Raw genomic sequence first — 22,704 nt, 5'->3', positions numbered from 1 at the left:
CCCCCGCGTCAACCCCCCTCCGAGAGATGTGAAGCGATGCCCGTCCTCTCCCGCGCCCGGCGGTCGCTGACCGCCGCCGCCGTCACCCTGCTTCTCACCGCGACCTCGCTCACGCTCGGCACCTCCGCCTCGGCGGTGCAGAGCATCGGACTGCCCACCTTCAGCGGGCCCGCGATCCCGGCCCCGCCCGTCTCGTACACGCCCGGCAACATGATGCAGAGCATCTACGACGCCGAGAGTCCGGGCACCGACTTCTGGATGGACCGGCTGCTGTCGCGCTCCGGCAACGACCCCGCGGGCACCTGGCTGATGAGCCGGGGCCGCGCGGTCTTCATGAAGAACCACACCCCGTCCGTCATCGGCTTCGGTGGCCAGGTGGCCTACTGGGAGAGCATCTCCAATGAGAACGCCTACTCGGTGGCGATCTCACCCGGCACGTTCACCGAGCAGCCCGCCCAGCGCTGGCAGGCGCCCAGCCACTGGAAGAGCGTGCACACCAGCGGCTCCCTGGTGGTGAACGTCACCAAGTTCATCACCCACAACAACGTCGCCGTCACCAACCTGTCGATCACCAACAACGGTTCGGGGTCCCAGACGCTCACGCTGAGGGCGACCTCGCCGTACGCCAAGACCCCGGCGGGCACCGAGCTCACCGGCATCGTGGACGCCAAGAACAAGCTCACCACGATCTTCCCCAGGCTCTCCGGGGACGGCTTCGCCGTCAGCGGCACCGACCTGACCCGCTCGGTCACCGTCGCCGCCGGGGCGACCGTGACGACCAAGGTGGCGATGGGCTTCGTGACCGACGAGCTCCCGGCCTCGCTCACCGAGTACCAGTCGTACCGCTCGGCCACCCCCGCCGCCGCGTTCGCGACGCACGTGCGGGCCTACAACCAGTGGTGGGCGCAGAACGTCCCCTACATCGACGTGCCCGAGCCCGCCATCAAGAAGAGCGTCTACTACCGCTGGTGGCTGATGCGCTTCAACCACCTGGACGCCGACATCCCCGGCCAGGACTACCAGTGGCCGACCTCGGTCGAGGGGGCACTGGGGTACAACAACGCCATCGCGCTGACCGTGCCGATGTTCGTCGACGAGCTCAAGTACCTGCGCAACCCGATGTACTCCTACGGGCCGTGGGTGTCGGCGGGGGAGGTGTCGAAGAACGGCCGCTACATGGACAACCCGGGTGATCCGGAGAACTGGTCCAACAGCTACACCCAGTACATCTCCGAGGCGGCCTGGCGCAGCTACCAGATCCACGGCGGCCAGCCCGGCATCGCGGCCAACCTCGCCCGCTACGCCGAGCAGGACGTCAAGGGCCAGCTCGCCTTCTACGACCAGGACCACAACAACCTCATCGAGTACGACTGGGGAGCGCTGACCGGCAACGACGCCGACGCCGTCTCCTTCCACTGGCGTGCCGGGCGCCTGGACCGCACCGAGTCGGCCTACGTCTACAGCAACGCCATGGCCTCGGCCTCCGCCTACGACGCGGTCGGCGACACCGCCAAGGCCAACGAGATGCGCACCATCGCCACCAACGTCAAGAACGCGGTCGTCAACGTGCTCTGGAACCCCACGGCGAAGGTTCTGCAGCACCGGCACGTGTCGACCAACGCGCTGGTGCCCTGGAAGGAGATCAACAACTTCTATCCGTACTCGGTGGGCCTGATGCCCAACACCGCGACCTACCGCGAGGCGCTGCGGCTGTTCGACGACGAGACCGAGTATCCGATCTTCCCGTTCTACACCGCCAACCAGAAGGACAAGGCCGCCGCGGCGGCCGCGGGCAACCCGGGTTCCAACAACTTCTCGCAGATCAACTCGACCGTGCAGTTCCGGCTGCTCTCCTCGGCACTGCGCAACTACCCGACCTCCTACATCACAGCCGACCACTACAAGAAGCTGCTGTACTGGAACGCCTGGGCGCAGTACGTCGGCGGCAACACCGCCTGGCCCGACTCCAACGAGTTCTGGGCCAACTGGAACCCCGGGACGAAGACCATCGACTACCGCTCCTGGATCCACCACACGATCCTGGGCAGCAGCAACTGGACGGTCGTCGAGGACGTGGCGGGGCTGCGCCCACGCGACGACGGCAAGGTCGAACTGTCGCCGATCGACATCGGCTGGTCGCACTTCACGGTCAACAACCTGCGCTACCGCAACAGCGACCTGACCGTCGTCTGGGACGACCCCGCCGACGGCGTCGTCCGCTACGCCGGTGTCCCGCAGGGCTACTCGGTGTACGTCAACGGCACCCGTGCCCTCACCGTCGACCGCCTCACCCGGCTCGTCTACGACCCAGCCACCGGCGCGGTGACCTTCCCCGGCACCGCCGGCACCGTCGGCTACAACGTCGCGATGCCCGGCATGCAGGCGCCCACCCAGGTGGTGCAGACCGACGCCCGGGTGGTCGACATGTTCGCCAAGGCCGGGGTCAACCTCACCACCGGCGCCGCCCCGGCCAACCTCGCCCAGGGCCGGGCCGCCACGGCCTCCTACACCGCGTCCGGAACCACCACGGCCGCGGCGGTGGACGGCTACACCATCAACGACCCGATCTGGGGTGCCAAGGGCTCGGCCAACGCCCAGGACTGGTACGAGATCAACCTCGGCTCGTCGCAGACCTTCAACGACGTGCGGCTGCACTTCCGCAACGACCGCGCGGCGGGAGGCTACGCCGAACCCGCGATGTACCAGATCCAGTATCACGACGGCAGCACCTGGGTCACCGTCCCCAACCAGGCCAAGAGCCCGGCGGCGCCGGTGTCCAACTACAACCGGGTCCGCTTCCCCGCGATCGGCGCCCAGCGGGTCCGGGTGCTGATGACCCACAGGGCGGGCCTCAGGACGGGCCTCACCGAGGTCAAGATCTACAACTCCGCGGGCAGCCCGCCCGCCGCGACCAACCAGGCCCCGTACGTCCTCGCCAGAAAGGATCCCGCCTACAACCAGCCCTCACAGGTGCGGCTGCTCGGCACCGTCAAGGACGACGCGCTGCCGAACGGCACCCTGAGCACCGCCTGGTCGCTGGTCGGCGGCCCGGGGACGGCCGTCTTCACCGCGCCGACCGCGGCCGTCACGCTGGCCTCGTTCACCGTCGCGGGCACCTACACGGTGCGGCTCACCGCGAGTGACGGCGCCTCCTCGGCCACCTCGGATGTGACGGTCACCGTCACCCAGGGCTCCGGCGGTGGGGGCGGCGCGGCCAACGTGGCGGGCTCGGCCACCGCGTCGGCGTCCTACACCTCCCCCTGGGAGTCGGTGAACGCGATCAACGACGGGTTCACCCCGGCGAGTTCCAACGACTCCGCCAACCCGCGCTGGGGAACCTGGCCCGAGACCGGCACCCAGTGGGCCGAGCTGACCTGGAGCGGGCCGCAGCGGCTCAACTCCGCCGAACTGTACTTCTTCGACGACAACGGCGGGGTGCGCGTGCCCGCGTCCTGGAAGCTGCAGTACTGGAACGGGAGCGCCTACGCCGACGTGCCCGGCGCGGGCGCGTACAACAGGGCACTGAACGCCTTCAACAAGGTCGACTTCACTTCGGTGACCACGACCCGGCTACGGGTGTCGCTGACCAGCGGTGCCGGATCCGTCGGCCTCCTGGAGTGGCGGGCCTACGCGGAGGTCCCGCAGTCGATCCGCCCGGTCCACCAGGCGACGCCGGCGGGGCAGATTCCCACGCTGCCCGCCACGGTCACGAAGGTCTACGCCAACGGCTCCCGGGTGAACTCCCCGGTCACCTGGGCGCAGATCACCCCCGCCCAGGTGGCGAACGGCGGCGCCGGCTTCACCGTGGCGGGGATCGTCGAGGGGGTGACCGCGACCGCCTCGGCCACGGTGTGGGTGCGGACGACCGGCGCGGTCAGCATCACCTTCATCGAGCCGGAGGCCGTCTTCACCCCGGTGGGGGTGGCCCCGTCCCTGCCCCCGACGGTCACCGCCACCTTCAACGACGGTTCGAAGGACAACGTCACCACGACGGTGAACTGGGCGTCGATCCCCGCCTCCCAGTACGCCTCGGCCGGGACCTTCACCGTCACCGGCACCGTGCCGGGCACCTCGCTCACCGCTCAGGCGACCGTCACCGTGGGAGGCGCCGCCTCATCCGGCTAGGCACCGGTGTCCCACCTTCCTCCCGGGCCCAGGCCCGGGAGGAAGGCCCCGCAAGCACGCCCACCGTTCGAGACCTGACCCCTTACGGAGGTTCGCGCATGAGACGTTGGTGGATGGCGGCCGTTCCCGCCCTGATACTCGGCTTACTGATGTCTCCGGCCGACGCGGCGGCGGCCGCGCCCGGAGACGGCAACCTGGCGGTCAACGCGACCGCGACCGCCTCCTACACCTCTCCCTGGGAGAGCGTCGCGGCGATCAAGGACGACATCGACCCCGCGCAGTCCAACGACACGGTCAACCCCCGCTGGGGCACCTGGCCGCAGACCGGTGCGCAGTGGGCCGAGCTGACCTGGGCGCAGCCGCAGGCACTGCGCTCGGCACAGGTGTACTTCTTTGACGACAACGGCGGGGTGCGCGTGCCCGCGTCGTGGAGGCTGCAGTACTGGAACGGGAGCGCCTACGCCGACGTCACCGGCGCGAGTGGCTACCCGACGGCGGTCAACGCCTACAACAGGGTCACCTTCACCGGCGTCACCACGACCAGGCTGCGCGTGCTGCTGCAGAGCGGCGCGGGCTCGGTCGGCCTGCTGGAGGTGAAGGTCTACGCCACCGAGTCACCTGGCGAGGGAGGCGGCGGCACCGGCTGGAGCCCGCCGGCCAACCTCGTCACCCCGCTCAACCAGGTCTGGCAGCACGTCGAGAGCACCTACAACCCCGGGCCCTCCGCCTTCCGCAACTACGGCTGGGACCAGGTCATGGCCAACGGCGGGAGCATCAACTACTGCGTGCGGTGGGACTCCTCGGCACCGGTCTCGGCCACCCTGCGCGACCAGATCCACGCCTCGCTCGCCCGGCAGTTCAAGAAGTGGATGGACGTGATGGCCGGCCACAACGGCTGGCCGTACGCGAACGTCCCGGTCAAGGTGGTCGGCTGGGCCGTGCGCGACCGCGCCACCCTGCAGTGGAGCGACAGCTCCGTGGACGTGTACGTCAACGACATCCGTGAGAACGCCCCCCAGTGCGCCCAGCCCTGCGGCCGGTTCTTCAACCAGAACGGCCAGTATCCCAACTGCCCCGGCGGCCTCGCGCGCCACTACGACATGTCCCTGTGGCTCACCGCGGGTATGAGCGGCGGCGCGGGCGGCGACTGGGGCCAGCGCATCGGCAGCGAGTACTACGTGAACAACCTCAACGCCGACAACATACACATACTGCTCCATGAGATGGGACACAGCTTCGGTCTCGACGACTTCTACGACTGGACGCCCACCGGCGTCGGAGGCTTCCTCATGAAGGCGGGAAGCGCCAGTCAGATCACCGAGTTCGACAAGTGGATGTTCCGCGACTGGTGGCGCCATCTCAAGAGCCGTTACGGCCTGTGAGAGCTCTCCGGCCGGTGCCCCTGCCGGGGCCCGGCCGTCCTCCTCGCCTAGCCCTGCCCGATGATCCGGTCGCCGAGCCTGGCGACGAGCTGCGCGCGTACGTGCGCCGGAAGGGCGCAGCCGTGCGCGACGAGCGTGTCGAGCGAGGGCAGGTCGAGGAGCACGGCCCAGTCCTGGACGTCCTCGCAGTAGGAGACGTCGAGGTGATGGAGATCCTTCAGCGCCTGGAGCGGGGCCAGCGACCGCACGGGCGTGTTCCTGATCGACAGGTGCTCCAGCGTGCGCAGACCCTCGATGCCGTCCAGGCCGGTCAGCGGTGTGTGCTCCAGGTCCAGCCGGGTCAGCGAGGTGAGGGCCGAGATGTCCTCGGGGACGCGGTGCAGGCGGCTGCCGGACAGGTCGAGCTCCGTCACCCCGGCCGGTGCGGCGAGGGCCGAGAGCAGGAGCGCCGGCGGCGGGAGCATCACCGGCCGGGGCTGGGCGAGCACCGGTGACCGCCCGGCGGCGGCCTCCTGCAGGACGCGCCAGCGGTCCACCGGCTCGCCCAGCCCGCCGAGGCGGACGTAGCCCGAGGGCAGCCACGGAGCCAGCCGCTCGGCCACGATGTCGGCGCGGTCGCCGACGCCGACGACACCGGCCCGCAGCAGGCCGTAGTGCTCGTACGCGTGATCGGCGGGTACGAACAGGTCCGCCATGATGTCCCCGCCCGCGACGAGGGAGCCGTCGTTGCCGGAACAGAAGATCACTCCCGCGGCGACGGTGCCGAGCACCAGGTGGTCCGCCGCGCTGTGGATCGCGCGGGCCCGCAGGTCACCGGTCACCGCGAGATAGCTCTCCGAGACGTCGCCGTCGTCGAGAAGCCCTTCCACCACCAGCGAACCGATCACGATCAGCGGCGCCTTCACATCCAGCCACCCGGGAACGTAGGTGTCGCCGAACCAGATGGTGGCCCGCTGCACGGTCCATCCGGACTCGGTCCGCTCCGCGCCGTGGGGGAAGACCGAAGGTGCCTCGCCGGGAAAGGCCAGCGACCACGCCTGGGCGAACAGCAGGCCGTAGACGGGAGGCATGATGTGGTGCGGCCACTCCCCGGCCTGAGCCGGTCGCCGTAGCCAGGATCCGATCGGATGCAGCTCTTCGGCGATGTCACCGAAATAGTCCAGCGCCTCCGCGCCGGCCCCGGCTCGCTGCCGGAGCACCGTCAGCGCGTCACCAAGACGCTCCGACGCCCCGGCGAAATGCTCTTCCGTCAAATCCATGTCACATACGGTACTCACCGCAACGAATGCCGTGCGCCGTTCGAGTGACGCTCCCGGATGCCGGGCGTGTCGGAGAAACCACCGGGCGCGACCGCCCGGCGACGAAGGGCAATGTGGATCTTCGCTGAGACCTCGGGTACCGTGCCCGGGGCCCCGGAGAACTCCGGTGCGCCCCGCGAACACGAACCATTGTGACATCGGAAGGATGAACCGACATATGGAGGCCGGCATTCACCGGACCCTGCGGTCGCTCGTCAGTGGATCTTCGTCGGAGGCCCGGGTGGCGTGCCCGGGGCTCAGGAGCAGTCCGGCACACCGCGAACATGGACCGTCGTGATATCGGAAGGATGGACAGACATGGACGCCGGCAATCACCGGACCCTGCGGTTGCTCGTCACCGGAGGTGGAACCGGTGGCCACACCTACCCCGCGCTGACCACAGTCGCGGCCCTGCGCGACCATGCCGGCGCGCGGGGGCTCAGCCTGGACGTGCTCTGGGTCGGTACGGCGACCGGCCTGGAGGCCCGCATCGCGGCGGAGCACGGCATCCCGTTCCGGGCCATCAAGGCCGGGAAGCTCAGGCGCTCGCCCAACCCGCGTGAGCTGGTCACCAACCTCGTGGACATGTTCCGGATCCCCGTCGGCGTGCTCCAGGCCTTCGGCATCGCCGCCCGCTACCGCCCCGACGTGGTGCTGTCGACCGGCGGGTACGTCTGCGTGCCGCTGGGCGTCGCCTCCCGGGTGCTGGGCCGCCCGCTGGTCATGCACGAGCAGATCACCTCGCTGGGTCTGGCCAACCGCATCCTGTCGCGCTTCGCCCGGCGGATCGCGCTGACCCACCCCTCCTCGATCGAGCACCTGCCCGCCGGGGTGCGCGACCGGGCCGTGGTCACCGGCAACCCGGTCCGTCCCCATCTGCTGCGCGGCAACGTCGACGCCGGACGGCGCCACTTCGGGCTCTCACCCGACCTACCGGTGGTCTACGTGACCGGCGGCGCGCAGGGCAGCCGTCAGATCAACACCATGGTCGAGACGATCCTGCCCGAACTGCTCGCCAGGGCGCAGGTGCTCCACCAGTGCGGCCCCGACTGGATCGGCCAGCTCACCCGTACCGCCGCGGGGCTCCCCGAGCGGCTGCGTGATCGTTACCATCCCGTGCCGTACGTCGGTGCGGAGCTGGCCGACGTGTTCGCCGCGGCCGATGTCGTGGTCTCCCGCAGTGGCGCGGGCACCGTCGCCGAGCTGACCGCCGTGGGCAAGGCGTCCGTCCTCATCCCCCTGGTGCCCTCCGCCGCCGACGAGCAGCGTCAGAACGCCCGCTACCTCGCCGAGGCGGGTGCCGCCCGGGCGCTGCTGGAGAACGGTCCCACCGCCGAGGCGCTCCTGGCCGAGCTGGACGCGCTCCTGCGGGATCCGGGCGCCCGTGCCGCCATGGCCGGCGCCGCGGGCTCCCTCGGCCGTGTCGACGCCGCCGACGCGCTGGCCCTGGTGCTCCTGGAGGAGGCGAGGGTGGACGGCAAGGCCGGCTGAACCGGTGGGCCCGTCCGCCGTCAGCCCAGACGCTCCTCGTACAGCTTCCGCAGTTCCTCGACACGGCCCTCGGGCCGGCACCGGGGCTCGCCCTGGACGGCCGCGAAGAGCAACTCCAGGTGCGTCTGCCAGGCGGCGAGCGCCGTCGTGCGCAGGCCGGCCAGCCGCGCGGGAACCGTCTGCGTCAGCACGACCCTGGTGCCCCGGCCGGGGTCGTGCGCCAGCTCCCAGCGCACCCGCCCCGCGGGCTCGCCGTCCTGGTGCCACTCGTACTCCAGGACGCCTGGCGCTCTTCCACGATGTCCACCTCTCTCAGGTCCTGTCCGGCGCCCTTGTGTGCGGGGCGGAAGGGGCGGTTATCGGGCTCTGATTGTTAGCGCTATCAGCTAGGGCGTCAAGAGTATCCGGTGTCACGATTCGGGAAGAAACTCCGGCTGGGAAGGGAAATCCAGCTCGCCGGGCAGAGTGGAGAAAAGGTGTCTTCCTCGGTATTGACAGGTTCTGTGTTATCGCAAACACTCTGGTAACCCCAGCGAAACATGGCGAGGAACCCATGACACCGAGCTCCGACGACGGCAGGGCGCGGACCAGACCGGCGGTGCTCGACGACGTCGCCGAGCTCGCCGGGGTCTCCGCCATGACCGTGTCGCGAGCGCTGAACGCGCCCGACAGGGTGCGCCCCGAGACCCGGGCGCGCGTCATGGCGGCGGTGAACAAGCTCGGCTACCGGCCCAACCCGGCCGCGCGCCAGCTCGTCACGGGCCGCTCGGGTGTGCTCGGCGTGGTCAGCTTCGACACCACCCTGTACGGGCCCGCCTCCACGCTCTACGCGATCGAGCAGGCGGCCAGGCAGAACGACTACGTGGTCAACATCGCCAGCCTCGGCGCGCTGAACCGCAGGTCGATCGGTGAGGGGGTCGAGCGGCTGCGCGCGCAGTCGGTCGACGGCATCGTCATCGTCGCCCCCCACGAGTCGGCCGCCGACGGCCTGCGCCACCTCTCCCCCGGTCTCCCGGTGGTCGCGGTGGACGCCGGGGAGGACATCCCGGTCCCCGTCGTCATGGTCGACCAGCGCGGTGGCGCCGTACGGGCGACGCGACATCTGCTGAGCCTCGGCCACGAGACGGTCTGGCACCTGTCCGGCCCTCCCAACTGGATCGACGCCAGGGGACGGGTCGAGGGGTGGCGGTCCGTTCTGGAGACCGAGGGGCGGCCGGTGCCCGAGGCGGCGGCCGGTGACTGGAGCGCCTACTCCGGCTACCGGCTCGGCAAGCGGCTGGCCGGCGATCCGTCGGTCACGGCGGTCTTCGTGGCCAACGACCAGATGACCCTGGGGGTGCTGCGGGCCCTGCGCGAGGCCGGCCGGCGCGTCCCCGAGGACGTGAGCGTGGTGGGCTTCGACGACGTGCCCGAGGCCGCCTACTTCTGGCCGCCGCTGACGACGGTCAGGCAGAACTTCGGCGAGGTCGGCCGGCACGCTTTCCGGCTGCTGCTCGACCGTATCCAGGGCACCGAGCAAGAAGGCCCGCGCATCGTGGAACCCGAACTGGTGGTCAGGGAGAGCAGCGGTCCCGCCCCCCACTGAAAGAGAGAAACCATGTTCAAGAAAGTGCCCGCGGCGCTGGCCGCCGGGCTTCTGACCCTCGTGCTCACCGCCTGCGGCGGAGGTGACACCGAGGCCGGTGTCGGATCCGACCAGATCACGCTCGGCTTCTCGCAGGTCGGCGCGGAGAGCGGCTGGCGGACCGCGAACACCAAGTCCGTCCAGGAGGCGGCCAAGGAGGCCGGCATCGACCTGAAGTTCTCCGACGCCCAGCAGAAGCAGGAGAACCAGATCAAGGCCATCCGCTCGTTCATCCAGCAGAAGGTCGACGCGATCGCCTTCTCGCCGGTGGTCGAGTCGGGCTGGGACACCGTGCTGAAGGAGGTCAAGGACGCCGGCATCCCGGTCATCCTGACCGACAGGGCCGTCGACTCCGCCGACACCTCGCTCTACCGGACCTTCATCGGCTCCGACTTCGTCATCGAGGGCCAGAAGTCCGGCGAGTGGCTGGTCAAGGAGTACGAGGGCGAGCCGGGCCCGGTCAACATCGTCGAGCTTCAGGGCACCACGGGCTCCGCGCCCGCCAACGACAGGAAGAAGGGCTTCGGGGACGCCATCGCGGCCGACCCCAAGTTCAAGATCATCGCCTCGCAGACCGGTGACTTCACCCGCGCCAAGGGCAAGGAGGTCATGGAGGCCTTCCTCAAGGCGCACAAGGACATCGACGTCCTGTTCGCGCACAACGACGACATGGGTCTGGGGGCGATCGAGGCGATCGAGGGCGCGGGGCTCAAGCCGGGCGCCGACATTAAGATCATTACCATCGACGCGGTCAAGGACGGCATGCAGGCCCTGGCCGACGGGAAGATCAACTTCATCGCGGAGTGCAGCCCGCTCCTCGGCCCGCAACTGATGGACCTGGTCAAGAAGGCGGTCAAGGGCGAGCAGATCCCGCAGCGGGTCCTCACCGAGGAGACCACCTTCACCCCCGAGCAGGCCAAGGCGGCCCTGCCCGATCGGAAGTACTAGCCGTGCCGGCGGCGAGGTCCCCCGGGGCCTCGCCGGTGGCCGGGGACCGCCGACACCGGGGATCCGGACGCCGGCGGTCCGATCGCCTGGGAGACGACGGCGCGCGACACCGTCGCGTGCCTGGAGAGCCCGGTGGGCGGCCCGGCCCCCGCCCGGGCGGCGGTGACGGCCCGGAGCGTGACGGGAGTTAAATCGGAGGCGGGCGAAGACCCGTCGCCGGTACGCTCCCTCGGCATCCCCATGCTGTCACCGAACAGGCCGCCCGCGGGGGGCCGGAAAAGAAGAGCCGTAGTTGACCAGGATCGCTGTGACCGGTGTAACGGGAAATCTAGGACGCCTCGTCGTTGAGGACCTGCTCGCCAAAGTCCCTCCCGGCGACCTCGTCGCCCTCGCCCGCACCCCGGAGAAGGCGGCCGACCTGCCGGGACGCGGTGTCGAGGTGCGTCGGGGAGACCACGACGACGCCGCCTGTCTGGACGCCGCTCTCCAGGGGATCGAGGTCCTGCTCCTGGTGTCCGGCCCGGACATGACGCCCGGGGTCCGCGTGCGGCAGCACCGCACGGTCATCGACCGCGCCGTCCGGGCGGGGGTGCGCCGGATCGTCTACACCAGTGCCGCCGGCGCGGAGAACGGCCAGGGCCCGGCCGCCGACCACACGGCCACGGAAAGGGCGCTTCGCGAGTCGGGGACGGCCTACACCGTGTTGCGCAACGCGCTCTACTCCGAGGCGTTCCTGGGGACCGCACTGGCCCAGGCGAGGCAGACCGGCGAGATCACCTCCTCCACCGGCGGCCGGCCGCTCAACACCGCGCGGCTCCGCGACCTGGCGCTGGCGGCGAGTGCCGCCCTGACCGGCGCCGGGCACGAGAACGCGACCTACGAGCTGCACGGCCCGCTCTGGACCTATCCGGAGCTTGCCGTGGCCCTCACACGCGTCCTGGGCAGCCCCGTCGGCTACCGGGAGATCACCGACGCGGAGGCCGGCTGGCTGGGCAGTCTGTTCCCCGCGGTGCGCGCGGGTGCCCTGGCGGCGACCGGCCCCGACCTCGCGCGCCTGCTCGGCCGGCCGGCCGCCGGCCTGGAGGAGACGGCCGCCGCCCTCGCCGCGCGCATGGGCGGCTGAGCTCCGGTGGCCGGTCAGGTCAGATAGTCGCGCAGGGCCCGTGAGCGCGAGGGGTGGCGCAGCTTCGTCATGGTCTTGGACTCGATCTGCCGGATGCGCTCGCGGGTCACCCCGTAGGCGCGGCCGATCTCCTCCAGGGTCTTCGGTCGCCCGTCGCCAAGCCCGAACCGCATCGCCACCACCCCGGCCTCACGCTCCGACAGCGCCTCCAGGATCGTGTGCAACTGCTCCTGGAGCAGCGCGGAGGCCACCGCGTCCTCGGGGGTGATCGCCTCGGAGTCCTCGATGAGGTCGCCGAACTCGCTGTCGCCCTCGGTGCCCAGCGGGCTGTGCAGGGAGATCGGCTCTCGGCCGTAGCCCTGGACCTCGACGACCCGCTCCGGGGTCATCTCCAGCTCCACGGCCAGTTCCTCGGGGGTGGGCTCGCGGCCCAGGTCCGTCGTCATCTGCCGGTGCACGCGTGCCAGTTTGTTGATCACTTCGACCATGTGCACGGGGATGCGGATGGTGCGGGCCTGGTCGGCGAGCGCCCGGGTGATCGCCTGCTTGATCCACCAGGTGGCGTACGTGGAGAACTTGAACCCCTTGGTGTAGTCGAACTTCTCCACGGCGCGGATCAAGCCCAGATTGCCCTCCTGGATCAGGTCCAGGAACAGCATGCCCCGGCCGGTGTGGCGCTTGGCCAGCGACACCACCAGGCGCAGGTTCGCCTCCAGCAGATGGTTCTTGGCCCGGTGGCCGTCCTCGGCGAGCCATTCGAGCTCCGCGCGCACGTCGGGCTGGAGCAGATCGCTGTCGTTGAGCCGCTCGGTGGCGAACAGGCCGGCCTCGATGCGTCTGGCGAGCTCGACCTCCTGCTCGGCGTTGAGCAGGGGGATCCTGCCGATCTGCTTGAGATAGTCCTTGACCGGGTCGGTGCTCGCTCCGACACTCGCCTCCAGGGCGGCGGGCATCTCGTCGTCGTCGGTCAGGACGAGTTCGTCTTCCTCAACGGTGCCTTCCACGGTGGCGGCTTCCATGGCGTTCACACCTTCCCTGGGTCTGGTCAGATACAACAACCCGTGCAGTTCAAGGTACGTCCCGCGAAGGTGTGCTGCGGCGCCTGGCTCGCCGTCGTGTCCTTCGCTGGGAGTGGAGAGCCTCCGCCGCCGGGACTCTCATGGGGTGCGGTCGTCGGGTTCTGCCGCCGAGCGGGCGGCCGGGCCGCCCGCTCGGCGGGAAGGCGGCCCGGTCGCCCTTCGGTGACGCTGCGGGCGTCGCGATGGCGGTCGGGCGGGCGGGACCTCGGGGGATCAGGCTGGGAAGTCGCCCGGAGAGACGCCGCGGGTACGGGCGTTGCCTCCCCTGGTGGGGGTGAGGGTGAGGGTCCAGATGGTCGAGCTGGTGGAGGTCGTGACGAACCTCAGCCGGTCGTCGAAGCGCTGGTAGGAGGGGTTGCGGGTGAACCTGCCGGTGGAGGTGCTGAACCTGTAGCCGGAGGTGTAGAAGATGGTGTAGGTGCCGTCCCTGACCACTCTGACGGTGGCGGTGGACCGCGCGCGGACGTAGACGCTGAGCGCCTTGGACCTGCCGCGGACCAGGGTGATGACGGCGTCCGTCCGGTTGCCGTTCTTGACCTTCAGGGTGCCCTCCCCACGGCTGTAGCGGGAGTAGAGGATCTTTCCGTTACTCGGCCGTGCCGCAGCCTCCGTGACGGAGACCGTGACGGTCTCCGCGGTCGAGGCGGCCGCAGGGGTGGCGGCGGTGTAGCCGATCAGCAAAGCGGACGTGAGGATCGCTCCCGCGAGGGGGCGTAGATTGACCATTGCGCAAATATGACCAATCCTCGGTGGCAGGTCAAAGTCATTTGTGTCTGCCGCGGCTTTTCGGCTGTTTTGCGAAGGTATCGGAACCTTTAGCGAGCAAGAGAGCGCTTGAGGTGCCCGTACCGCATGCCCTGGCGGTGATCGCGGGGAGGTGAAATCCTGGATCGTTCCAGACGGGTGTCGTTTTTCGCGGGCTGCCAGGCGCCTCCTGCGCCGATCCCGTACTCGGGGCGGCCGATGGGAGAGAGGACGGCCAGGTCACCGGGCCGTGACGCGCACCCCGCGGCCGGTCACCTGGGCGTGTGACCTTCTCCAGCTCCGTGGCGGGGCCACGTCCACGATCCCTGGACCGCTGTTCCTCCCCAGGCCCTCGTAGATCGTCAGCAGGATCCTCGTCCTGTTCCCGCCCCGGTGGGGGAGGGTCTTCAGTGACGTGTCGATGGTCCTGACCTGGTTGTCCTGGCCTCCCGCCGGATCCACGACCCGGACCAGATCGAATTCCCCGGCCAGGAACTTGTCGTCCGGGTTGGCGGCGGCGCGTGCCCCGCCCGGGGCGACCGCAGCGGTCGGGAACGTCCCCACCGCGCAGCGGGCCACGCTCGCCGATGACCGGGGCGAGGCTGGGGCCGTCGACGTACTCGCCGACGATCTACGGCCTGTCGCCGTCCACCCCGCTGTGCGGAACCTGCGCGGTGCAGAGGGCGGGCATCTTCCGCAGCGGCTCCATCGCCTCCCTGAACCGCTCGCGCTCCACGTCCGCGGGCAGTGGCCGCACGACCACCCGGTCTTCCAAGGGGGCCGTGGCAAGTTGGACTCCTCCCCGGCCTGGGGGCCGGAGGCTCTCCCGTCGCGTCGCGGTCAAGCGGCGCGCGGGGGTTGACGCTTCGCAGACCGGGTAACCCCGAGGTCTCCACGTCCTGACACCGGCGTTCCGACGGCGTTCTTGATATTGATCGCGGCGTTGGTGTCGGCGTGGCCGACCCACCCGCAATCAGGGTTGCGGCACGCGAACTTTGTTCCGTCGCGATTAGTGGCCTCGCGGTGGCCGCACCGGTGGCACGTCTGCGAGGTGCCCGCGGCGGGAACCTTGACGACCTGTCCGCCCCGGCCGGCGCTCTTGTATTCGAGCAGGGTGACGGTCCGGCCCCACGCCTCGCCGCTGATCGACCGGTTCAGCCCCGCCTTCTGGGCGACGTTCCTGCCCGGGGCTTCGATCGTGCCCTTGGCCGAGCGGACCATGTTCGCGATGGACAGGTTCTCCACCTTGATCACAGCGAAGGTGCCGGCGAGTTCGGTGGTGGTTCGGTGCTGCCAGTCGACGGCTCGGCGCTTGGCTTTCGCGCGCAGCCGGGCGATCTGGTCGTAGGTACGCCGCTCCCGCCCCGAGGGGCGGGTCTTCTTCGGCCGGAACGCCCGTCGGCGGGCCGACGTCTTCTCCAACCGGCGCAGGTGCTCGCGCTCGCCGCCGGTGAGCCAGGGGCGGTGTTCGCGCATGGTGCCGTCCGACAGGGCCAAGGCGACGGTGATTCCCCGGTCGATCCCTACCGTGTGGCCTGGGTGCACGGCTGACCTCGGCGCGATGAGGGTTTGGGTGCGGAACACGATCTGCCAGCCGTGGGCATCCTTGACCAGGCGGGCTCCGGTGATCCGCCCGGCAGGTCCGCCCCTGGTGAGGCCGGGCAGGTCCTTGGTCCACCGAAACCGCACCCGCCCGACCTTGGGCAGATTGACCGCGCCCCAGCGCCGGTTGACCCGCTTGATCTGCAAATCGCGGGCCTGGGGGACGTCCACGGCCAACCGGGTCCGCAGGCGGCCCTTGAACGTGGGCCGTGTGGCGAGATGGTCGGGGTTGAGGAAATTCGCCCACGCCTGCCGATACGTTTTCAGCACCGCCTGCGCGGCCTGGGCGGGCAGTTGTCCCATCCAGTCGATCTCGCGGCGAGCCTGCCGGATCGCCGCGTCGCAGTCCTTCAACGTCGCGAACCGGCCCTGGCGGCGACCACGACCACGTCCACCTGCTGGTCCACTACCCGCCGAAGGTCGCCCCCTCCAAGCTCGTCAACTCACTGAAGGGTGTCTGGGCGCGGATGCTGCGCAAGGAATACAGCGCTCACGTCCGCCGGTACCCGTGGGGCGGGCATTTGTGGTCCTGCTCCTCCTTCGCCGCGAGCGTGGGCGGCGCACCGCTTGCGGTCCTCAAGCACTACATCGAACAGCAGAAGCGACCCGTGTGAGCTGACCTGCTCACGGGCACCGAAGGCCAGGGCACGCCCGCGCGGGCCTTCGCCCCCGGCGTGAACGACGCTGTTGCCCAATTGCCGCCGGTCGACGTCCGGCGTCGTTATCCGGTACCGGACGCGCAGGTCGCGGAGATTGAAAACGAATTGGGCAACGGAGTCGTGAACGCCGGAGCACTGGCCCGCGGTTCGGTGGACGTTCTCCCTCAGTCGCCCCGTTATCCGGTACTCGTCCACACGTTCGGGATCCCCCACCTGGATGGGGCCGACGTCAGGCATGGTCTGGCTTCCTCTCCGGGGCATCTACGTTGAGATCACTAATTATGAGGATTCAATAGTACGAAGTGGAAAGCCGGTAATAAGAGATTGAATCTTCTTCGGATGCCGTTCCCGTGCGCCCGGTCACTCAGGCATATCCTGCCTGTATATCGCCTTTCTAATGCTACTCATCGAAATATCCTCATCTGTAGCGGATATTCATTGATGTAGGGCCTATTTGGGTATTATTCGCCCAGGCGTAGCCTTTTCGGACATGTCCTGCCTTCGGTGGCTGCCGCCCCGGCGGGCGGGGCCGTAGGGGCCCGCCCTAGGGTGCCTGCCGCTCCCGTGCTTTCCCGGTGGCGCGCCAGGGGGCGAGAACCGCGTCGAGTTCACGGCGGAGCCAGGTCTCCAGCGGCGCCTCGCGATGGATCGCCCAGGTGACCAGCGCGCCGTTGTAGGTCGACTGCACGGAGCGGGCCAGCTGTGCGAGGTCGGTGGGCAGGAGCTCGCCGGCCTCCGTGGCCCTGACGAGCAGGTCGTGGATCTCCTCACGCATGGCGCGGGCGTGCGCCCGCGCCTGGGTGTGGAACTCGGGGTCGCTGAGATCCTGGTGGAGGACGGCGAGGTGGTTGGAGAAGGCCACGGGGTCGGAGACCGGCCCGGCCAGGTCCGTCAGGTTGTCCAGCAGCGTCTCAAGGATCCCGTTCCGGGGGCCCGCCGCGCGCAGCCGCCGGCGGACGTACTCGGTGTCGCCCTGGTGAAGGCCCAGCAGCAGCGCGCGCTTGGAACCGAAGCGCTGCACCAGGGTGGCGGGCGAGAGCCCCGCCTCCTTGGCGACGGCCGCCAGGGTGAGCCTGGCGGGACCGACCCGGCTGACGACCTCCGTGACCGCGGCGAAGATCGCCTCGTCGCTGACGGTTCGCGGGCGTGGCATGGATCGATGCTAGCAACGGGGGTGGGCCGGCGATCACCTCCGCCCGGAGCCGGACGCCGTTCCAGGCTCCGGGGGGAGCCGGGAGCGGCGCCTGGCCCACGGCATCCGGCCTACGGCTTGCGGCCGACGGCGCCGTACTGGGCGATCCGGGTGGGCTCGCCGCCGACGCCGGCCAGCTCGGGACGCCAGAGCGAGCACGAGACCAGGCCGGGTTCGAGCAGTTCCAGGCTGTCGAGGAAGGCGGCGATCTCCTGGCCGTTGCGGGCGACGATCGGGGGCTTGGCGTGCTCGTTCCAGAAACGCATCGCCTCGACGTTGCCCTCGCCGCCGAGTTCCAGGGTCGGGTGGGTGAGCACCAGATGGCTACCGGAGGGCACGGCGTCCATGAGCCGGCGCACCACCGACCGGGCCTCCGCGGTGTCGAGGACGAAGTTCAGGATGCCCAGGAGCATGACCGCCACCGGACGGCCGAAATCCAGTGTCTTCGCCGCGGCCCGCAGTATCGTCTCGGGGTCGCGGGCGTCGGCGTCGACGTAGTCGGTGGCGCCCTCCGGCGTGCCGGACAGCAGCGCGCGGGCGTGTACGAGTACGAGGGGGTCGTTGTCGACGTACACGACGCGCGCCCGCGGGTTCACCCGCTGCGCCACCTGGTGGGTGTTGTCCACGGTGGGCAGCCCGGTGCCGATGTCGAGGAACTGCCGGATCCCCACCTCGCCGGTCAGATGGCGGACCACCCGCCCCAGGAACGCCCGGTCGGCGCGGGCCACATGGACGATGTTCGGGAACATCGCGAAAACACGGTCACCGACCTCACGGTCGGCGGAATAGTGGTCCTTGCCGCCCAGCCAGTAGTTCCAGACCCTGGCGTTGTGGGCGACATGCGGGTTGAGCTCGTTGGATCCGGAGGGGGGTCGCTCGCCGTCCACGCGTTCTCCTTGGGGTCGGATCGGGGCCGGGCCGGTTTCCGGCAGCCGTAAGGACCCGGCGTGCGCTCCGGCCGGCTGACTCGCCGGATCGCCGAGGCTGCCACGATCTTGCCATTACGTGTGGAGATGGTACGAATTTCTCGCGGAGAGTCTTCGTCCCGCTGCGAAAAGCAACCTCGGCGTGAAAGTCTTGAAGAGTCACGGATCAAGCGGCTGCGATTCAGAGGAGCAGATTTGCGCATTGTTCGGGCGGTAAGTGCGCAAACCGATGGTCACAGCCCGGATCACCGGCAGGCCGGACCCACCGTGGTGCGCATGCTGGTGGGCGCGCAGCTGCGGCGGCTGCGCGAGGCCGGTCACATCACACGTGAGGAGGCCGGGGAGGCGATCCGCGGGTCGCACTCCAAGATCAGTCGCCTGGAGCTGGGGCGGACCGGTTTCAAGCAGCGCGACGTGGCCGATCTCCTCACCCTCTACGGGGTCGTCGACGACGACGAACGCGCCCCGCTGCTCGCCCTGGCCGCGGAGGCCAACAGGCCCGGCTGGTGGCAGGCCTACAGTGATGTGGTTCCCGCCTGGTTCGACGCCTATCTCGGGCTGGAGCAGGCCGCGTCCCTCATCCGTGCCTACGACGTCCAGTCCGTCCCGGAGCTGTTGCAGACCGAGGACTACGCCCGTGCTCTCATCCGGTCCGCCTGCGCCGATGCCTCCACGTCCGAGATCGAGCGCCGCGTCGCCCTGCGCATGGAACGCCGGCGACTCCTGTGGCGTCCAGAGCCCCCCACGCTCTGGGCGATCGTCGACGAGGCGGCGCTGCGCCGCCCCGTCGGAGGCCCCGAGGTGCTGCGCGCCCAGCTCAGGCACCTCATGGAGATCGTCGAGCTCGGCCATGTCACGTTCCAGGTCATGCCTTTCAGCGTCGGAGCCGCCGCCGCGGTGACCGGCCCCGCCACCATCCTGCGCTTCCCCGAGGGGCAACTGCCCGATGTGGTCTACCTCGAACAGCTCACCGGCGCCCTCTACCTGGACAAGGCCGCCGACGTCGAGCGTTACTGGCACATCTTGAACCGCCTGGGCATCGAGGCCGAGCAGCCGGCCGCGACGACGGCCATCCTGCACCGCGTCCTCAGGGAGGTCTGAGCTCCTTTGGCCGGAACCGGTCAGGGGGAGGAGATCGTCAGGACGGCGGCGCCCTCGACCCGGTCGGCGGCCAGGTCGGCCAGGGCCCGGTCGGCCTCGGCCAGGGGGTAGGGCACCGTGGTCACCTGGGGCGGGTGGGCCATGGCGAGTTCCAGGTAGGCCCGGCCGTCGGCCCGGGTGTTGGCGGTGACGCTGCGCAGGGTGCGCTCCTGGAACAGGTGGCGCTGGTAGGTCAGAGGCGGGATGTCGCTGAGATGGATGCCCGCCACCGCGAGGGTGCCGCCCCGGTCCAGCGCGGCCAGCGCGACCGGTACCAGCTCGCCCACCGGGGCGAACAGGATCGCCGAGTCCAGCGGCTCGGGCGGGGCGTCCGCGGCGTCGCCCGCCGAGGCCGCGCCCAGCGTCATGGCCAGTTCCCTGGCTCTGGCCGAGCGGGTCAGCACGTGCACCGTCGCGCCCTGGGCGATGGCGATCTGCGCGGTCAGATGCGCCGAGGCGCCGAAGCCGTAGATGCCCAGGCGCCCGCCGGGAGGAAGGTCACTGCGGAGCAGCGCGCGGTAGCCGATGATCCCGGCGCACAGCAGCGGTGCCAGCTTCTCCGCCGGCGCCTCCGGCGGCAGCGGGTAGGCGAAGTCCTCGGGAACGGTCAGGTATTCGGCGTAGCCGCCGTCGGCGTCCCAGCCGGTGTAGGTCGAGCGGGGACAGAGGTTCTCCGAGCCCCGCAGGCAGTAGCGGCAGTGACCGCAGGCCGAGCGGAGCCAGGCCGCGCCCACCCGGGTGCCCGGCGACAGCCGCCCGGCGCCGGGACCGGCGGCCACCACCCGGCCCACGGCCTCGTGGCCGGGTGTGGTCCTCGGACGGCGTGGCCGCAGGTCGCCCTCGGCGAGATGCAGGTCGGTCCGGCAGACCGCGCAGACCTCGACGCGGACCAGCACCTCACCGGGCCCGGGGGAGGGGACCGGGACGCGGACCCGACGCAGGGGACGCGAGAGGATCGGCCCCGGGTGGGTGACGACCCAGGCGTCCATCTCCGCGGGGATCACAGGCCGCGCCGGATGCGCCGGCCGCTGACCTCGGCGGCGGTGATCTTCACGTACAGCTCCCGTTCGCCTCCCGCCCACGGCCGGACGCCCAGCGCCGCCAGGGTGGCCCGGTCCTCCTCGGAGGAGACGTGCTGGATCCCGCCGCGCACCAGCACGCTCCAGCCCTCGTGGCAGGCGTCGTCGATCCGGTCGACCTCGAAGGCGACCTTGCACTCGACCCCCTGGACCCCGGTGCGCAGGGGGCCGTCGAGCGGGCCGCCGAAGGCGGTGCGGAAGATCACCGAGTCACCGAGCAGGGCGTAGTCGACCGGAAGGATCACCGGCCCGTCGGCCTCCTCGAAGGCGATCCTGCCCACCCCTCCGGGGGTGATGAGCCGCAGGCACTCGTCCCGGTCGAGCTTCTCCAGTACGGGGTGACCCGTTGCCCGGCCGTGGCCGGGCGGCAGGTCGGTGTACTTGCCGAGCAGCTCCTCGGGCCTGGTGTCCAGGGCGGTGGCCACGCGGTTCACGGTGCCGGTGTTCGGTGAGGCCACGGACTCCTCCAGGTAGGCGAGATAACCGGGATCGATTCCGGCCCGCCTCGCCAACTCCTCCCGGCTGAGGCCGAGATCCTCGCGTCGTCTGGCGATCCGGCGGCCAAGGTCGCCCGGCGCCGATCTGCGTCCGGTCATGGGTTTCTCCCACTGCGAAGATCGATGTCGCTGCGAGTCCGGGGCTCCTCCGGCTCCGCGTCCCCCGATCGGCATCACCTGAGGCCTCCCCCGCAGCCACACACCCCTAACCCGCCGCCTCACCTGCGGAAACCTCGCCGCCGTCCGTGATCTTCCACAGCGAGGGCCGTAAGTCCCGGATACCGGGACGAGGGGGCGGGACCAAGGTCCTTCCGATCAGGGCCCGGCGGCCCTACGTGGCAAACACCCCTAATCGGAATCCTTGCGGAGATATCACTCGTGAGACGGAGCATTGATGGACGTCTTGGATCTGTCGCGCTGGCAGTTCGGGATTACGACGGTCTACCACTTCCTGTTCGTGCCGCTGACGATCGGTCTGTCGGTACTCGTCGCGGGATTCCAGACCGCCTGGCACCGTACGGGCAATCCCACCTACCTGCGGATGACGAAGTTCTGGGGCCGCCTGTTTCTGATCAACTTTGCGATGGGGGTGGTCACCGGCATCGTGCAGGAGTTCCAGTTCGGGATGAACTGGAGTGACTACTCCCGCTTCGTCGGTGACGTGTTCGGCGCGCCGCTGGCGATGGAGGGACTGATGGCCTTCTTCCTGGAGTCCACCTTCCTCGGACTGTGGATCTTCGGTTGGGAGAGACTGTCGCCCAGGGTCCACCTGGCCACGATCTGGATCGCCGCGATCGGCACCAACCTGTCGGCCTACTTCATCCTCGCCGCCAACTCCTGGATGCAGCACCCGGTCGGCTACCGCCTCAACCCGCAGACCGGCCGCGCGGAGCTCACCGACATCTGGGCGGTGCTCACCAACTCCACCACCCTGGTCACCTTCCCGCACGTGCTGTTCGGCGCGTTCATCGCCGCCGGGACGTTCGTCGCCGGGGTGAGCGCCTGGCAGTTGCTCAGAAAGAGGCATGTGGAGCTCTTCCGCACCTCGGCGCGGGTGGCCATGGCCGTTACCCTGGTCGCCTCGGTCGGGGTGGCCGCCTCCGGGCACTGGCAGGCGCAGATCATGACCGAGCAGCAGCCGATGAAGATGGCCGCCGCCGAGGCGCTGTGGGAGGACGAGACCTCCGCCGGCTTCTCGCTGTTCGCCGTCGGCGATGTCGAAAACGGTCGAAACCACATCAACCTGCAGATCCCCTACGGGCTCAGCCTGCTGTCCACCAACACGCTGGACGGCCGGGTGGAGGGCATCAACGACATCCAGGCCCGCTACGAGGCCATCTACGGCCCCGGTGACTACCGGCCGGTGGTCGGTCTCGCCTACTGGTCCTTCCGGCTGATGATCGGCTTCGGCGTGCTGGCCGCGCTGCTGGCCCTGGCCGGGCTCTGGCTCACCCGGCGCCGCAGACTCCCCGCCGGGCCGTGGTTCCACCGGATCGCCATCGCCGGGATCGCGCTGCCCTTCCTGGCCAACTCGCTGGGATGGATCTTCACCGAGATGGGCCGCCAGCCCTGGACCGTCTTCGGGCTGATGCGTACCGCGGCCGCCGTCTCACCGGGCGTCGACGTCACCGAGGTCGCGATCACCCTGGTCGGCTTCACCCTTCTCTACGCGGTGCTCGCGGCGATCGAAGTCCGGCTGCTCCTCAAGTTCATCCGCCTCGGCCCCGAGGACGAGACCGAGAAGCCGTCCGAAGACACCACCCCCGCGCTCTCCTACTGAGGCACCCACCAAGGA

The 22,704-nt window shown here is 69.9% G+C and carries 18 protein-coding genes and 2 pseudogenes; 9 read left to right on the top strand and 11 right to left on the bottom strand.

Translation table 11 applies throughout. The annotated features are described in order from the left end of the window. The first annotated feature begins 36 nt into the window (after window positions 1-36). Both ACWD3H_RS25380 and ACWD3H_RS25375 read left to right on the top strand, forming a co-directional pair. Window positions 37-4,125, top strand: a complete 4,089-nt coding sequence (locus tag ACWD3H_RS25380; protein WP_451956741.1) for a galactose-binding domain-containing protein — start codon at window positions 37-39, stop codon at window positions 4,123-4,125. A 98-nt stretch (window positions 4,126-4,223) separates the two neighbouring features. Then, complete coding sequence (locus tag ACWD3H_RS25375; RefSeq protein WP_451956740.1) at window positions 4,224-5,507, top strand: hypothetical protein; 1,284 nt, start codon at window positions 4,224-4,226, stop codon at window positions 5,505-5,507. A gap of 47 nt (window positions 5,508-5,554) precedes the next feature. On the opposite strand, the gene ACWD3H_RS25370 is transcribed toward ACWD3H_RS25375, so the two are convergent. Continuing rightward, window positions 5,555-6,766, bottom strand: a complete 1,212-nt coding sequence (locus tag ACWD3H_RS25370; protein ID WP_451956739.1) for a leucine-rich repeat domain-containing protein — start codon at window positions 6,764-6,766, stop codon at window positions 5,555-5,557. Window positions 6,767-7,123: 357 nt separating this feature from the next. Here ACWD3H_RS25370 and ACWD3H_RS25365 point away from each other — a divergent pair, with 357 nt between their 5' ends. Then, the gene (locus ACWD3H_RS25365) at window positions 7,124-8,296 is read left to right on the top strand and encodes a UDP-N-acetylglucosamine--N-acetylmuramyl-(pentapeptide) pyrophosphoryl-undecaprenol N-acetylglucosamine transferase (protein WP_451956738.1); all 1,173 of its coding nucleotides are present in this window, start codon (window positions 7,124-7,126) and stop codon (window positions 8,294-8,296) included. A 20-nt stretch (window positions 8,297-8,316) separates the two neighbouring features. Here ACWD3H_RS25365 and ACWD3H_RS25360 read toward each other — a convergent pair whose 3' ends face one another. Further along, window positions 8,317-8,532 carry a hypothetical protein gene (locus ACWD3H_RS25360; RefSeq protein WP_451956737.1) on the bottom strand — a complete coding sequence of 72 codons (216 nt, stop codon included), beginning with the start codon at window positions 8,530-8,532 and terminating at the stop codon, window positions 8,317-8,319. Window positions 8,533-8,849: 317 nt separating this feature from the next. On the opposite strand from ACWD3H_RS25360, the gene ACWD3H_RS25355 reads away from it, so the two are divergent. The 3 genes from ACWD3H_RS25355 (at window position 8,850) to ACWD3H_RS25345 (ending at window position 11,991) form a co-directional block, all read left to right on the top strand. Continuing rightward, entirely contained in the window at window positions 8,850-9,881 is a 1,032-nt protein-coding gene (locus ACWD3H_RS25355) for a LacI family DNA-binding transcriptional regulator (protein ID WP_451956736.1), read from the top strand. Window positions 9,882-9,893: 12 nt separating this feature from the next. Beyond that, window positions 9,894-10,868, top strand: coding sequence for an ABC transporter substrate-binding protein (locus tag ACWD3H_RS25350; RefSeq protein ID WP_451956735.1), 975 nt, complete (start codon window positions 9,894-9,896; stop codon window positions 10,866-10,868). 292 nt (window positions 10,869-11,160) lie between these two features. Further along, complete coding sequence (locus ACWD3H_RS25345; RefSeq protein ID WP_451956734.1) at window positions 11,161-11,991, top strand: NAD(P)H-binding protein; 831 nt, start codon at window positions 11,161-11,163, stop codon at window positions 11,989-11,991. Window positions 11,992-12,005: 14 nt separating this feature from the next. On the opposite strand, the pseudogene ACWD3H_RS25340 reads toward ACWD3H_RS25345, so the two are convergent. From ACWD3H_RS25340 to ACWD3H_RS25320, 5 genes and pseudogenes are all read right to left on the bottom strand, one after another. Next, window positions 12,006-12,980 (bottom strand): annotated as a pseudogene (locus ACWD3H_RS25340) (RNA polymerase sigma factor); the annotation flags it as partial. A gap of 303 nt (window positions 12,981-13,283) precedes the next feature. Continuing rightward, window positions 13,284-13,796 carry a hypothetical protein gene (locus ACWD3H_RS25335; protein ID WP_355559465.1) on the bottom strand — a complete coding sequence of 171 codons (513 nt, stop codon included), beginning with the start codon at window positions 13,794-13,796 and terminating at the stop codon, window positions 13,284-13,286. Window positions 13,797-14,054: 258 nt separating this feature from the next. Next, entirely contained in the window at window positions 14,055-14,393 is a 339-nt protein-coding gene (locus ACWD3H_RS25330) for a hypothetical protein (protein WP_451956733.1), read from the bottom strand. A 52-nt stretch (window positions 14,394-14,445) separates the two neighbouring features. Beyond that, window positions 14,446-14,577 carry a hypothetical protein gene (locus ACWD3H_RS25325; protein ID WP_451956732.1) on the bottom strand — a complete coding sequence of 44 codons (132 nt, stop codon included), beginning with the start codon at window positions 14,575-14,577 and terminating at the stop codon, window positions 14,446-14,448. A gap of 77 nt (window positions 14,578-14,654) precedes the next feature. Next, the gene (locus ACWD3H_RS25320; protein ID WP_451956731.1) at window positions 14,655-15,770 is read right to left on the bottom strand and encodes an RNA-guided endonuclease InsQ/TnpB family protein; all 1,116 of its coding nucleotides are present in this window, start codon (window positions 15,768-15,770) and stop codon (window positions 14,655-14,657) included. 20 nt (window positions 15,771-15,790) lie between these two features. Between ACWD3H_RS25320 and tnpA the strand changes: the two are divergent. After that, window positions 15,791-16,030: pseudogene (gene tnpA, locus ACWD3H_RS25315) on the top strand (IS200/IS605 family transposase); the annotation flags it as partial. Between the two features lie 589 nt (window positions 16,031-16,619). Here the strand turns inward: tnpA and ACWD3H_RS25310 are convergent. After that, window positions 16,620-17,228, bottom strand: a complete 609-nt coding sequence (locus ACWD3H_RS25310; protein ID WP_451956730.1) for a TetR/AcrR family transcriptional regulator — start codon at window positions 17,226-17,228, stop codon at window positions 16,620-16,622. Between the two features lie 110 nt (window positions 17,229-17,338). Then, window positions 17,339-18,154: an SAM-dependent methyltransferase gene (locus ACWD3H_RS25305; RefSeq protein WP_451956729.1), complete on the bottom strand. Its 816-nt coding sequence runs from the start codon at window positions 18,152-18,154 to the stop codon at window positions 17,339-17,341. A gap of 315 nt (window positions 18,155-18,469) precedes the next feature. On the opposite strand from ACWD3H_RS25305, the gene ACWD3H_RS25300 reads away from it, so the two are divergent. Next, complete coding sequence (locus ACWD3H_RS25300; RefSeq protein ID WP_451956728.1) at window positions 18,470-19,294, top strand: helix-turn-helix domain-containing protein; 825 nt, start codon at window positions 18,470-18,472, stop codon at window positions 19,292-19,294. A gap of 20 nt (window positions 19,295-19,314) precedes the next feature. Here ACWD3H_RS25300 and ACWD3H_RS25295 read toward each other — a convergent pair whose 3' ends face one another. Together ACWD3H_RS25295 and ACWD3H_RS25290 are read right to left on the bottom strand one after the other, a co-directional pair. Beyond that, complete coding sequence (locus ACWD3H_RS25295; protein WP_355559449.1) at window positions 19,315-20,322, bottom strand: zinc-dependent alcohol dehydrogenase family protein; 1,008 nt, start codon at window positions 20,320-20,322, stop codon at window positions 19,315-19,317. A gap of 11 nt (window positions 20,323-20,333) precedes the next feature. After that, on the bottom strand, window positions 20,334-21,008 hold the full coding sequence (locus ACWD3H_RS25290; protein ID WP_451956727.1) for a pyridoxamine 5'-phosphate oxidase family protein: 675 nt from the start codon (window positions 21,006-21,008) through the stop codon (window positions 20,334-20,336). 295 nt (window positions 21,009-21,303) lie between these two features. Between ACWD3H_RS25290 and ACWD3H_RS25285 the strand changes: the two genes are divergently transcribed. Beyond that, window positions 21,304-22,689, top strand: a complete 1,386-nt coding sequence (locus tag ACWD3H_RS25285) for a cytochrome ubiquinol oxidase subunit I (RefSeq protein ID WP_350923791.1) — start codon at window positions 21,304-21,306, stop codon at window positions 22,687-22,689. Window positions 22,690-22,704: the final 15 nt, after the last annotated feature.

Source organism: Streptosporangium sp. NPDC002607 (genome assembly GCF_053592655.1).
The sequence above is the reverse complement of the archived record's forward strand: the minus strand, read 5'-3'. Positions and strand labels throughout refer to the sequence as shown.

What these genes read in the sequence shown, in the direction of transcription:
- ACWD3H_RS25300 (WP_451956728.1), top strand. Translation starts at nt 18,470, where the DNA reads ATGCTGGTGGGCGCGCAGCTGCGGCGGCTGCGCGAGGCCGGTCACATC.
- ACWD3H_RS25310 (WP_451956730.1), bottom strand. Translation starts at nt 17,228, where the DNA reads ATGCCACGCCCGCGAACCGTCAGCGACGAGGCGATCTTCGCCGCGGTC.
- ACWD3H_RS25375 (WP_451956740.1), top strand. Translation starts at nt 4,224, where the DNA reads ATGAGACGTTGGTGGATGGCGGCCGTTCCCGCCCTGATACTCGGCTTA.
- ACWD3H_RS25295 (WP_355559449.1), bottom strand. Translation starts at nt 20,322, where the DNA reads ATGGACGCCTGGGTCGTCACCCACCCGGGGCCGATCCTCTCGCGTCCC.
- ACWD3H_RS25335 (WP_355559465.1), bottom strand. Translation starts at nt 13,796, where the DNA reads ATGGTCAATCTACGCCCCCTCGCGGGAGCGATCCTCACGTCCGCTTTG.
- ACWD3H_RS25285 (WP_350923791.1), top strand. Translation starts at nt 21,304, where the DNA reads ATGGACGTCTTGGATCTGTCGCGCTGGCAGTTCGGGATTACGACGGTC.
- ACWD3H_RS25355 (WP_451956736.1), top strand. Translation starts at nt 8,850, where the DNA reads ATGACACCGAGCTCCGACGACGGCAGGGCGCGGACCAGACCGGCGGTG.
- ACWD3H_RS25380 (WP_451956741.1), top strand. Translation starts at nt 37, where the DNA reads ATGCCCGTCCTCTCCCGCGCCCGGCGGTCGCTGACCGCCGCCGCCGTC.
- ACWD3H_RS25290 (WP_451956727.1), bottom strand. Translation starts at nt 21,008, where the DNA reads ATGACCGGACGCAGATCGGCGCCGGGCGACCTTGGCCGCCGGATCGCC.
- ACWD3H_RS25370 (WP_451956739.1), bottom strand. Translation starts at nt 6,766, where the DNA reads ATGGATTTGACGGAAGAGCATTTCGCCGGGGCGTCGGAGCGTCTTGGT.
- ACWD3H_RS25365 (WP_451956738.1), top strand. Translation starts at nt 7,124, where the DNA reads ATGGACGCCGGCAATCACCGGACCCTGCGGTTGCTCGTCACCGGAGGT.
- ACWD3H_RS25350 (WP_451956735.1), top strand. Translation starts at nt 9,894, where the DNA reads ATGTTCAAGAAAGTGCCCGCGGCGCTGGCCGCCGGGCTTCTGACCCTC.